The sequence below is a fragment of the Aliinostoc sp. HNIBRCY26 genome, from assembly GCF_050235535.1.
GTDB lineage: Bacteria > Cyanobacteriota > Cyanobacteriia > Cyanobacteriales > Nostocaceae > Trichormus.
Map to the genome: position 1 here is coordinate 4396318 of NZ_CP189852.1, position 12323 is coordinate 4408640.

Annotated in this window: 13 protein-coding genes; 3 read left to right on the forward strand and 10 right to left on the reverse strand. The window is 41.2% G+C overall.

Annotated elements, in window-relative coordinates; genetic code table 11:
* Nucleotides 1-373: 373 nt before the first annotated feature.
* Nucleotides 374-1132: a Crp/Fnr family transcriptional regulator gene (locus ACQFX9_RS18655; protein WP_236144656.1), complete on the reverse strand. Its 759-nt coding sequence runs from the start codon at nucleotides 1130-1132 to the stop codon at nucleotides 374-376.
* A 293-nt stretch (nucleotides 1133-1425) separates the two neighbouring features.
* Here ACQFX9_RS18655 and ACQFX9_RS18660 point away from each other — a divergent pair, with 293 nt between their 5' ends.
* A complete protein-coding gene (locus tag ACQFX9_RS18660; RefSeq protein ID WP_427157578.1) occupies nucleotides 1426-2307 on the forward strand; it encodes a DALR anticodon-binding domain-containing protein in 882 nt (293 codons plus the stop codon).
* Nucleotides 2308-2562: 255 nt separating this feature from the next.
* Here the strand turns inward: ACQFX9_RS18660 and ACQFX9_RS18665 are convergent, their stop codons facing one another.
* The 9 genes from ACQFX9_RS18665 to ACQFX9_RS18705 form a co-directional block, all read right to left on the reverse strand.
* Nucleotides 2563-3411 (reverse strand): Cof-type HAD-IIB family hydrolase, encoded by an 849-nt coding sequence (locus tag ACQFX9_RS18665; protein WP_427157580.1) that lies wholly within the window; start codon nucleotides 3409-3411, stop codon nucleotides 2563-2565.
* A 100-nt stretch (nucleotides 3412-3511) separates the two neighbouring features.
* Nucleotides 3512-4069 carry a Uma2 family endonuclease gene (locus ACQFX9_RS18670; protein WP_427157582.1) on the reverse strand — a complete coding sequence of 186 codons (558 nt, stop codon included), beginning with the start codon at nucleotides 4067-4069 and terminating at the stop codon, nucleotides 3512-3514.
* Nucleotides 4070-4073: 4 nt separating this feature from the next.
* Nucleotides 4074-4838 carry an energy-coupling factor ABC transporter ATP-binding protein gene (locus ACQFX9_RS18675; protein WP_427157584.1) on the reverse strand — a complete coding sequence of 255 codons (765 nt, stop codon included), beginning with the start codon at nucleotides 4836-4838 and terminating at the stop codon, nucleotides 4074-4076.
* Entirely contained in the window at nucleotides 4819-5481 is a 663-nt protein-coding gene (locus ACQFX9_RS18680; RefSeq protein ID WP_427157586.1) for an energy-coupling factor transporter transmembrane component T family protein, read from the reverse strand. Before ACQFX9_RS18680 ends, ACQFX9_RS18675 begins: the two co-directional genes overlap by 20 nt.
* A 132-nt stretch (nucleotides 5482-5613) precedes the next feature.
* Nucleotides 5614-6534, reverse strand: a complete 921-nt coding sequence (locus ACQFX9_RS18685) for an energy-coupling factor ABC transporter permease (RefSeq protein ID WP_427162936.1) — start codon at nucleotides 6532-6534, stop codon at nucleotides 5614-5616.
* Between the two features lie 286 nt (nucleotides 6535-6820).
* A complete protein-coding gene (locus ACQFX9_RS18690; protein ID WP_427157587.1) occupies nucleotides 6821-7651 on the reverse strand; it encodes an energy-coupling factor ABC transporter ATP-binding protein in 831 nt (276 codons plus the stop codon).
* 167 nt (nucleotides 7652-7818) lie between these two features.
* Entirely contained in the window at nucleotides 7819-8616 is a 798-nt protein-coding gene (cbiQ, locus tag ACQFX9_RS18695) for a cobalt ECF transporter T component CbiQ (protein WP_427157588.1), read from the reverse strand.
* A complete protein-coding gene (locus ACQFX9_RS18700; protein ID WP_427157589.1) occupies nucleotides 8600-8914 on the reverse strand; it encodes an energy-coupling factor ABC transporter substrate-binding protein in 315 nt (104 codons plus the stop codon). The genes cbiQ and ACQFX9_RS18700 overlap by 17 nt, the downstream gene beginning before the upstream one ends.
* Nucleotides 8901-9641 carry an energy-coupling factor ABC transporter permease gene (locus ACQFX9_RS18705; RefSeq protein ID WP_427162937.1) on the reverse strand — a complete coding sequence of 247 codons (741 nt, stop codon included), beginning with the start codon at nucleotides 9639-9641 and terminating at the stop codon, nucleotides 8901-8903. Before ACQFX9_RS18705 ends, ACQFX9_RS18700 begins: the two co-directional genes overlap by 14 nt.
* Nucleotides 9642-10176: 535 nt before the next feature.
* Here ACQFX9_RS18705 and ACQFX9_RS18710 point away from each other — a divergent pair.
* Nucleotides 10177-11193, forward strand: a complete 1017-nt coding sequence (locus ACQFX9_RS18710; protein WP_427157590.1) for a multicopper oxidase domain-containing protein — start codon at nucleotides 10177-10179, stop codon at nucleotides 11191-11193.
* A 19-nt stretch (nucleotides 11194-11212) separates the two neighbouring features.
* Nucleotides 11213-12241, forward strand: coding sequence for a ComEA family DNA-binding protein (locus ACQFX9_RS18715; protein ID WP_427157592.1), 1029 nt, complete (start codon nucleotides 11213-11215; stop codon nucleotides 12239-12241).
* Nucleotides 12242-12323 lie beyond the last annotated feature (82 nt).

Here is a 12323-nt window from a genome sequence, read left to right on the forward strand (position 1 = left end):
ATCTCCAATAATATTGCCTCAATGTTCAAGTAGCATTGGCAGTTGGTGCGAACTCAGTTTGCTATGTGCTTAACCACGCCGAAGGCTGTCTTGTCCTCCCTAGCAGTCTTGGTCAATGGCATCAATCGAACATTGAGACTAGTATTTGGAGATTTTCCCGATAGCACAATCTGTTTGTGGTGGTCAAACAGATTGATGTTCTTTGAGCAGTAAGCAAGTGTTGCTGGCGCTGACTTACTGCAAATTGATCGGGTCTTTGCGAACTGATTTGTTTTATTTGACCGTCAATATTAGCCAACATCTGTTTCTTATTGCTGTTGAACAGTTTGGCAGTTCCTCATTGTAGATGCCCTAGACGGTCAATCACACTTTCTTAGCCGGCTCTGTTAATTGACTCTGCTGGCAGGCAAATCAGATTATCCCCTTGAGTGAGAATTAAGCCACGTTGACGTAACTTACCCATCAAGCGGGTGACAGTAACACGAGTTGAACCAATCGCGCTACCAATTTGGGCATGAGTGAGGGGGAAAGGCAGACAATAACCACGAATCACATCGGGGTCTGTTTCACTCATAGCAGGCTCTCCATACTCCTCAATTAACAAAGTGAGGAATCCTAAGAGTCGGTCGATAGTACGGCGTTGTCCCAAAGCACTCAACCACAACAATTTGCGCTGGTGCTGGTATTTGAAGGCATCCATGACTTCACGACGGAAGTGAGGCCAGTTATCTAAATCATGCCAATACATCCACAACACTGCTGTTTGGTCAACGTGAGCATAAGCTTGCAGCGTAAAGGGTGACTGAGCCACAATTTCAAATGGCTGTCCTGCACCAACAAAACCCAAGAAAGCTTCTTCTGGAGTTCTGTTGATCCGACGAGAAGTTAACTGACTCGCAGTAGCACTTACCTGGGCAGTTCCTACCATGCGTATCGCACCTCTTTGCACCAAGTAAAGCAATCCAGGACGGGCTGGAATTCGCTCATCTTTGCTAAAGGTGCGGCAGCGATAGTGTTCCTGCGCCCAGTCAAGAATACGTTGCCAAGTCAGAAAAGGGCGTGATGCCTCAGAAAAGGAAGATGGAGATTGCATAGGTAACAAAGAGCGTTCGGCTGAAGACAAAGACGACATAAATTAAGGTGCAAGGAGTGTCTTTGTGTTTTGGAAGTAGGCCTAACGCCTAACAGCGCCAGCCATCAAACAAAGTAGAGAGCAAATTTGCGCCCTACTATTTTGTTATACTTCTTACTGTACAATGATGGTAGTAAAGTTTACATATTATTCATCTAATATTTATGAAATTTTATGCTAATCTCATTTTTCTCTCTTCACAAGAATATTATATCTAAAGACAGATGACATTCCTTTAAGTAATTTCTACAACAAAGTTTTTAAAGTAAATATCAGTGTACTAAAACCTACGAGTGAGTAAAAATACAGCTATCAAGCATTTGATAAACAGCTATTTGATAGTTGCTGTCGATACATATATATCTGGGGCGGGTTTTGAAGCCATAAAAAATATAAAAATACCTCTATATAAAGGTAGAGATGCTAATCGAGTTTTGTATATTTCAGGTGTAGCGTTGCAACTGGCAAAATCTCATAATTCCGTGACAGAAGAAATAGCCAGCGCGATCGCACAGCACATATTTACTACTTCTGGCGGAACACTGCTGACACGAATAGTTACCCCTGGGTGGGTACACATTGAGGTAACACATCATTTGTTAGCAGATTGGTTGCAAAGTATTGCCTTTGGATCGTCAAAAAGTTATTTTCATTTTCTAGGGCTAAAGTTAGGGTTTCATAACAAATCGGACAACAGACAAACTGAAAATTCATCACGTTTATTTACCATTCAATATGCTCATGCACGTTGTTACTCATTAATATTGTTAGCCCATCGAGAAGGATTGATCACTGGAGAAGAAAAATTACCAGCGAGTGGTGAAAGTGTACATTTGGGAAGTTTAGTAAAAATAGAGGACTTACCTTGGCTCAATAGCGATCGCAAATTACACCTACATCAGCCAAGCGAGATTTATTTAATCATGGAATTAATCAAAGCTGTAGATGAATTAGAGTGTGCTGAGAAACCTGGACAAGTCAACTGGGAAAAAATCGCTTGGGATGTGAGTCAAGCTTTTTTAAATTTTTGGAGTCAATGCCGCATTTGGGGAGAGGTAAAGACAAACTCACCAGAACTTACCCAAGCCAGATTGGGATTAGTCATGGCGACTCAATGCGTTCTCAGGGTGTTACTCATAGGGAAATTAGGAGTTGATGCACCAGTTGAGCTTTAGTAATTGGGCATTGGGCATGGGGAGACAGGGTAGACAAGGTAGACAAGGTAGAGATGAGAAAAACTATTCCCTGTTCCCTGTTCCCTGTTCCCTAATGACTACTATTTAAGTATTGACGGATTGATTGACCTCAGTTATATTAACTGGTGTGTGAGGAGCGAACCAGCAGGAACACCGAGACGAAACACGGCCAGTCGTCGGTGTTCTTTCTGATTTTAGGGGTTGTGAGCTTTATCTTAACTTCACCCGCTTTCCTCAACTGAGTAACAATTTTTCAATGGCGGTTGCTACTCCGTCTAACTCTACACTCGGAGCTACCCAATCGGCGATTGCTTTTACGTCTTCTGGTGCGTTACCCATCGCTACACCAATTCCTGCATATTCCAGCATTTCTAAATCATTGAAGTTATCACCAATAGTCATCACATTATTGCTTTGTAACCCCAATACTTCTTCTGCTAGGTAACGCACAGCATTACCTTTGTTGACAATGGCATTCGTCGCTTCAAAGAAGGTAGCAACGGAGGTTGTCATATAAAGTTCTGCTGGGGTGTATTGGCGGCGTAAATTGCCTAACAAATCTTTGATGACGCTGGTATCATCGCACAAGGCTAAAATTTTGGTGGGTTCAGTCGCTAGAGTTTGACGTAAATCTCCTACAGGAATGGGGGTAATGCCAGAACGTGCAGCATAGGCTTGAGTTTCTGGGGTAATATCCCGCACGTATAGTTGATCATTAATGTAGAAATGGACAGATAAAAGCGATCGCAAAGCTGGCTGTTCAAAATAATCTAGTAATTGTTCCGCAATATTTCTAGATACGGGTGAATGTTGGTAAATTTTTTGGCTATTGGGATCTTGAATCCAAGCACCTTGATAAGCCATGAGTGGTAAGGTGGAATTTATATCTTGATGAAAACGTAGTGCCGAACGATACATTCTGCCTGTAGCGATCGCCACTGCAATACCTTGAGATTGAACGGCGGCGATCGCTTGTTTGACGGGTTGACTAATGGTGTTTGACTCTCCTGAAATTGTGCCGTCTATATCTAACACTAATAATTTGATTTCTTGACTAGCATCAGTGAGTAGTGCGTTTTGCATAAATTCCCCAGTTTCAACTCTCAGTTAGAGAGTATCAGAATCTAGATAATTAGAAAGTCATTAGTCATTAGTTTTGTTGTGCTTTGCCTATACCCAGTACCTATTTTCTGAAACCTATGAGGCGTTGCACTTGAATTAATACATCAGGAAAGGCGAGGGGTGAAATAGTGCCTGTGGTCAATATTATTTCAGTTGTGTATTGACCATTTTGCAGGTTGCGAAATACTTGTAATTGGAAAGTTCTGAGATTGACGACCCAGTATTCTAAAATTCCCGCTTCTGCGTAAATTTGTTTTTTCTCATTTAAGTCTTTGCTGAGAGTAGCTTGTGAGAATTCAATCACCCAATATATATCTTCAGGGTAAGGATGATGTTCTAGGTAAATTTCGCCTAAAGGTTTCACGATGGCAATATCGGGGGCGGGTTCAGAATCATTGGGTAGGGTGATGGGTTTGGCATCTCTGATTTTTACCTGTTCCCCAAACAACGTGCGGAGGTAATCTGCTGCTTCTGAGTTGTAGTAGGCGTGAGGTTCACGTTCTGGGGGCATCAGGATCAAATCACCGTGTAATAATTCTATAGGCTGGTCGTCAAAAATACCTGCTTCTATGGCTCGGTGATAGCGTTCAATTGTCCATTTATAGGTAGTTACGGTCATCTACTCACCAACCTATGGGTAAACCTAAGTTTTCTAAAGTTTCTCCATCCTGCAAAAGTGGTTGAATTTCACTATCAATGGCGATGCGACCACCAGATAATACTAAAGCGCGTTGCGTGACTTTTCCTAACCAATGTAATTCATGGGAAGCTATTAATATAACTTGCACTGGTAGATTTAATAATACTTGGGCTAAGTGTCGCCGCCATGCGGGATCTAGCCCGGTGGTGGGTTCATCTAAAATGAGAATTTGTGGTTCTAGTGCCAAAATAGCGGCGAGGGCGGCTAATCGTCTTTGTCCTCCTGATAGTTCGTGGGCGGAACGGTGGGCGTAGGCGGCTAGACCAAAATCTGCTAAAAGTTGACGGGCGCGATCGCGGGCTATGGCTGGAGGTACGCCATAGTTGCGGGGGCCGAAGGTAATATCTTCAAGGATAGTGGGCATAAATAATTGGTCGTTAGCATCTTGAAAGCTAAAGCCAATTTGCTTTCGGACTTGGGGGAGAGTTTGGGGTGCTATGGGAATGTGATTAATAGAAATTTGACCAGACTTTGGTTGTTTTAAACCAATGAGATTTTCAAGTAAGGTACTTTTACCGGAACCAGTTGCACCCATTAAAGCCACGCGATCGCCTGCATTTAAACTAAAGGAGATATCTGTTAATACAGGTTCTTGATGGGGATAGGCGTAAACTAAATTTTTCACCTCAACGATGCCATTATTGGGGTGACGGATGGAAGTTTGGGGGTTAGAAGTTAAAGATTTCAAAATTCACAACTCTATAGGAACTGAGAGTAAAACAAATCGCGATCGCCCAAGCTAGCAGCAGCAAAAAACGTTCTTTAGCTTGGAATTTAAAATCTACGGGTAATTGTCCGTTGTAACCACGAATTACCATTGCACCATAAACACGTTCTGCCCTTTCGAGACTACGGATGTACAAACTACCGATCATTGCTGCACTAGCATAGCGCAACCAACCTGATGCACCATTTAAACCGCGTAGCTGCGCGCTACGCTGCATCCTTTTGACTTCTGCGAGTAAGATTTCCAGGTATTGTCCAGCTAGGAGTAGATTTTCTTTGAGGGCGGCGGGAACAGGTAGACTTTTGAGGGCGATACCGAAACTATGGGGGGGTAGGGTTAATAAAAAACTGTTCATGACAATGAGACAGATGAGGGAACGAACTAACAAAAAACTGGCGCGTTCCCAACCCAAGGGTAATGCAATTAAAGATAGGAAAATTAACTCTGTACCTAGCAGCCCTCCCATTTGGCGAATTGGCGGACGTAAAACTGCTAGCCAAATCAAAGCGATCGCGCCATACACAGTCAGCCAATACCAAGCATGATGCTTTAATAAGGCTGTTCCCACAACAATCACAAGAGATAAATGCAAGCGTAAAGGCATATTCAATTCAAAATTTCAAAAGTGCTGAGTGCTGAGTGATGAGTGCTGAGTGAGTGCTAAGAGAGAAATAAATACTTCCTTGTCTCCCTTGTCCCCAATCCCAATCCGTAGTCCCCAATCCCCAATCCCCAACTAAGCATTCTTCGGCTGCACCACTTTAGCGATCCCGAAGGCGACAGCAAAGCAAACTGCCGCACCTAGTAAGCCTGCGATACTTGTACCAATGACTCCTAAACCTTCAATTCCGTAGTCTGCTAAAGGCGTGGGTACAGATACCCGTACTTGTTCGGCTAAGTTGATAAAGCCTAAGTTTTCTGCTACCTTTTCTAAGCCATCAGGCCAAGCTGAGGCGGCAAGTGATAGGACACCAGCCACTAACACTATGCTAACGATAGGTACTACCCAACCGCGCATCTGTTCCTGTTCCCCTGGTAGTAAATCTGGGCGCGCTTTTGCTAAATAAGCCAATACACCACCAGTAATTAACCCTTCACCCACGCCAATCAAAATATGTACACCAGCCATCGCTGGTAAAACGGCTAGGGATGCTGTTCCAGATAGCAGTAATTCAATTGCACAGGCTATGGCGGCTACCACAACACTAAAACCCGCCGCAATTCCCGCCGCTAAAGGTAAGCGTCCCTTTGCGCCTCCCAATAACCTTTGTAATGTTTGGGTTAATATCCACCCTACCCAAACACCAATCACCGCCATGTTTAAAATGTTAGCTCCCAAGGCAGTGATGCCACCATCAGCGAATAACACTGCTTGGATAATTAAAACTGTAGCAATACAAAGCATTCCCGCCCAAGGGCTACCGAGAATAATCGCTGCTAAAGTTCCCCCTAATAAATGACCACTTGTACCGCCAGCCACGGGGAAATTAATCATTTGCGCCGCAAAAATAAAGGCTGTGGTTAAGCCCAGTATAGGCGCGCGGCGGACACCAAAGGCCTGTTGCGATCGCTCACAAGCAACAAATAGTGCAACAAAACTTGCTAAACCTGTAGCACCTGCTACCGGCACAGAAACAAATCCATCAGGTATGTGCATAATATGCCCTGTCTCAGAAGTAGTATTCTGCACAATTTCATTGTGCAATTTTAGGCATCAAACTAATAAAAAACAATATTTTCCACTTGTTTTCAATGCCCTATTGGGGGATTTTAGCCTGTTACTTAGGGAATATTGGCAATAAAATCTACATCAAATAATGTACTTGTTTAGCAAGTTATTAATTTTTATTTATTTTTTCACTAAAATTCTATAAAAGTTAATTTTAAAAGTACATTTATTTCGATAAAGATGACATTTTCTTGGTAATTTTCCGGTTGAGTCACTAACTAAATAAATTTATTAAGCGTTGGTGAAATTTTTCTAATATAATTCTTTCCATCTCTACAGGCTCACCAGATAAAATTTCATAGATTAGTGGTACACCTAATTGGATGGCTTCCAGAATTTCGCGTTGTACAAATACATCTTCTGGCTTACCTTCTAAAATCAATTGTCCTTGATCCATCACAAACACCCAATCCGCCCAACTACAAACAAAATCTAAATCATGGGTAGCCATGAGTATGGTTGTGCCAGATGAATGAATTTTTTGCAAAACTGAAATTAAATTGCGGGTTTGGGGTCTATCTAAATAGGCGGTTGGTTCATCTAGTAATAGCAATTCTGGCTTTAAAACCATGACATCAGCCAAAGAAACACGCTTTTTTTGTCCTAAGCTAAGATGATGTACTGGTCTTTGTGCTAGTTCACTGAGGTTAAATTCATTTAAGGCTTGTGTTACTCGTTGTTGAATTTCTGCTGATGGTAATCCTAAGTTACACAAACCATAGGAAATATCTTCTTCGACTGTGGCGGCTACTAATTGTTGTTCAGGATTTTGGAAGATAAGTCCAATTTTTTGCCGCAGTTTCATTAAAAAATTGCGGTCATATTGTAAAGGTTTACCCTGCCAAGATATAATCCCTTTATGGGGTTTATATAAACCGTTAGCTAATAAAAATAAGGTGGTTTTACCACAGCCATTTTTGCCAATCAAAGCGCATTTTTTGCCTGCTGGTATGCTCAAGTTTACACCGTTTAAGGCTGACTGTTGTCCGCCTGGGTAAGTGTAGTGTACTTGCTGAAACTCTAGTAATTTTTCTGGTTTATTCATCTAGGGATTGGGGATTGGGGAATTATCAATTCAAAATTCAAAATTCAAAATTCAAAATTAAAGAATTGATTACGACACACTCATCACTCAGCACTAATTACTCAGCACCGGCTAAACGCCGCGCTTCCGCTAACATCACTCATCACTCTCAAAACAGAGTAGCAAGTTTAAAATAAATATCTTTTCCATTCTAGTTCGATTAATATTAAACAACCTAGAATTGCTTCCATTGCATAGCGTGTTGATAGATAATAATTTTGTGAGTGCCAAACTTGAAATTCGCCGTTAAATCCTCTAGATTCTAGGCTGAGGTAAACTTGGTGATATTTCTCTATAGTGCGTTGTAATAATTGTCCAATTAAGAGGGATAAACTTTTCATGCTCAGACTAAATGTGCGGTAGCCACTACGGGATTGTTGAGCCACCCACAATTCTGAGGCTGTATTTAACAGGACGAAAATAAACCGATACATTAGTAAAAGTAAGTCAGTAATTAAGATAGGTAAACCTATACGTCTGAGGGTTTTTAATAAGTCAGCAAAAGGAATGGTTAACATCACAAAATAGAAGCAAGAAATAGCTGCGATCGCTCGTGTAAATATGCTCCATCCTTGCTCAATACCATGTCTGCTAATATAGAAGTAATAATCACCAATATTAACACCGTTAATCACATCATTTTGAATAGTATTGAGGTAATTAATTGTGACACCATTAATTACTAAAGCTGGTAAACTGGTTAACCAAAATAAAATCGGGATATAAACTAGTTTTAAATATATTTTGGTAGGAATACCTGCATAAAATATTGTCCAGATACTCACCCATAGTGCAATAAGAATCTGCACTGGTGGGTGAGCAAAATTAGAGATAATGAGTAAGGCGATCGCAAACAGTAGTTTCTGTCCTGGTGCTAATCGCCGTAATTTATTAGTGTAAGCTAACGTATCAATCTGAATGTTCATGACGATGATTTCGTCCCTCGGCTCGTCCTTTAGATAAACCAATCAAATAGCCTAACATCCCTGCACCTAAAGCTGCTTGAGCCGCAAATAGAAATGTTTGGACTTCACAACTGGGTATTTGAAATAAAGGCTGAAACCACGGCTTGTATCCTGGTTGTACTTGGGTAACTGCTTTTGCGGCTCTGTCATCAGCACCCAAAAATTCAGCATTACGAGCTACTATTAACGGCAGAAATGCCAAAATCACCACCCCTCCCAATAGCAACCAGTTGCTGATTCTGCGTTTAGATTGATTCATGACTTTGAGGTTTGTGTTTAATTAATCGCAAAAGTTCGAGTTCTTGAGGAGTATAAGACTGTAACCAGTTCCACACTAAGACAGTTAATAATCCTTCACTAATAGCTAGGGGAACTTGAGTGATGGCAAAAATTCCGGCAAACTTAGCAAATGACACTATAAATCCACCCACGGGTGCGGGGAAAGCTAATGCAAGTTGGATAGATGTAATCACGTAGGTAAGCAAATCTGCTAAAGCTGCGGCGAGAAAAATGGCGATTTTTTGCTTACCAGTTAACTGCATGATTAGATGATAAATCCAGTAAGCGGCAAATGGCCCAGCGATCGCCATTGAAAAAGCATTTGCGCCTAATGTGGTTAAACCACCATGCGCCAATAGCAATGCCTGAAACAATAACACTAAACTACCAAGCACCGACATCGCTAAAGGCCCAAATAAAACCGCGCCTAAACCTGTACCTGTGGGATGAGCGCAGCTACCTGTCACAGAAGGCATTTTTAAAGCTGATAATACAAAAGTAAAAGCTCCGGCTAAGGCTAAGAGTAATTTTAATTCTGGGTTCGCTTTGGTAATGCGTGTGAGCGATCGCACCCCTAAAATCATAAATGGTAAAGCTACTACCCACCAAAAAGCTGCCCATGCAGGTGGTAAATAACCTTCCATAATGTGCATACCATAGGCTGGTGCGGCTGCACTCACCACTAGATAAAAACTCAAAGTTCCCATCAGCAAGAGTGAGGTGCGTTTGGACATGAGAACCATTCTCAGCACACTTTATACCTCAAAAATTTTAATTCAAGGAATTAGTTTAACTCACCAATTCCCTGTGCTGACAACTTACAACTAAAAATTAAAACTTCCAGACAATTTCTGATCACATTTACAACAACTCACTCAAAATCGGTGCATTAAACCTTACCAATAGTTTAGACTGCTAAGATTTATCGATATTCTGATTGACTTTACTGGTACTGTACAGAGATTTTTGCCATCAGAAATTGACCATTTAATGTCTTATTTACTATTATTAATTAATACAATTATTTCAATATTTTCACTTAAAATTGATAGATGAAGAAAAAAATATCGTGAAGATTTGCAAAGAAATTTATCTGACCTCTATAATTGCAAATCTTTATTGATTTACAAAGAAACTCTTGATAATTATTGACAATAACTTTTACGTCTTGTAGTATACACAACTGTAGTTGCAAATTATTAGCAACTTCATGTACTGTGCTTAAACTGTGGTTGAATTTCAATGCCCAATAATTACTCTCTGGGTAAAGGAGAAATTTGGAGTCGTCGCCAACTTTTGAAATGGGGATTATGCGGTGCTGGCGTAGTAGGTGCCGCAGCAATTTTGCAAGCTTTTAATAGTAAAAGCCAGCCAATTGTCAAAATTCCGACAATGGAGATGAATGACGCTCAAAATGTAGCGCACCCCATGCAAATGCTGAGAAATTTCGATTATGGTACTGTCAAGCAAGAAAATGGACGTACTATTCGAGAATTCCAACTAACTGCGGGGACTTCTGTTATTCAACTCAATAGTGCAGTAGCTTACAATGTATGGGATTTAAATGGTCACATACCAGGGCCGACACTCAGAGCGAAACAAGGCGATCGCATACGGATATTATTTCTCAATAAAGCTGGACATTCCCACTCTTTGCATTTTCATGGCGTACATCCGGCGGAGATGGATGGAGTGCGTCCAGTCAGCAATGGTAGTGCCACAATCTATGAGTTCGATGCTGAACCATACGGCGTGCATCTCTACCATTGTCACATTGAACCGGTGACGCGTCACATCGCTAAGGGATTGTATGGGATGTTCATCATTGATCCGCCAAAACCCCGTCCTGCGGCTGATGAGATGGTATTAGTCATGGCTGGTTATGACGTAAATGACGATAACCGCAATGAATATTATGCGTTTAATGGGCTACCACATCATTATATGCACCATCCCATTAAAATTTACCAAAATCAGCTAATTCGGTTGTATGTTCTCAACATTATCGAATTTGATCCGGCGGTAACTTTTCACCTCCACGCCAACTTTTTTGATGTCTATCGTTCGGGAATGACGATGAACCCTAGTGAAAAAACCGATGTGATCACAATGGGAGTCGCAGAAAGACATATTTTAGAGTTTGCGTTTCGCTATCCAGGGAAATATATGTTCCATCCCCATCAAGATGCAATAGCAGAAAATGGCTGCATGGGACAGTTTGAAGTTATCGCTAATAATTCTCAAAGTTTGTCTAGTTAATTCAATTTTATTTGCAATTATGATCAAACCCCGTTATATTTTTCTAGCGATCGCTAGTTGTTTCCTCGTCTCTTTAAGTTCTTGCAATGGCGGTACACCAACAACCGAGAGTACCCAGCCACCAGCAATTACCCAGACAACAGAAACTGTAACTCACAGTGGTCACAGTAGTAAGGCGAAAATTAATATTAATACTGCTATCTTGTCAGAATTAGATAAATTTGAAGCCAAATTAGGTGTTCCGGCTTTATCCAATAAAATTCAAGCCAATCGTCCCTATGGTAGTCCAGAGGATTTAGTCAGCAAGAAAGTCATTACTCAAGAACAGTTCGACCAAATTAAAGATTTAGTCAGTGTTCAGGAAGTAGAATTAACAGGCGAAGCCAAAGACGTAGACTACATGACCAAAATGGGGTTAATGAAAGGTCATTTGTTTGTTGCTAAAGAACTACTAGATAAAGATCAGCCAAAACAAGCCGAACCTCATATTGGACACCCGGTCGAAGAGATTTATATTGACGTAGAAGAGCAACTCAATGAACGTCAAGTCAAAGAATTCAAGACGACTTTGGTGAGCTTGCAAGATTTAGTCAAATCCAGTCCCAAGAGTGCCAAAGTTCAAACAGATTTTACCGCTTCTGAGCAGTCAGTAGACGGTGCGATCGCCGCTTTACCGGAAGCACAACGTACCAAACCAGGATTTGTCTTACAAGTAGTGAATGGCCTATTAGATGCAGCTAACTCCGAATATGGAGCCGCGATCGCTAATGGTAAAGTAGCAGAAGCCATTGAATATCAAGACTCTCGCGGCTTTGTCATTTACGCTGACGAACTCTACAAAGGAATCGGGACTCAAGTTTCACAAAGCAACCCCGAAGCACACAAAGCCATTGAAACGAGTTTTACCGAACTTAAAAAAGTCTGGCCTAGCGTCATTCCCCCCGCACAGCCAGTGAAAACACCCCCCGAAGTGACTCAACTGATCAAAACTATTGAACTCAACTCCCAAAAAGTCATTGACCAATCTAGCACCCAAGCACAAAGTTAGTATTAAAGATAGTATTGTCAAGTACCATCAGTAACAAACTGAGGAGTTTAAAATAAGTGAGCAGTGAGGTATTTTAAACCTG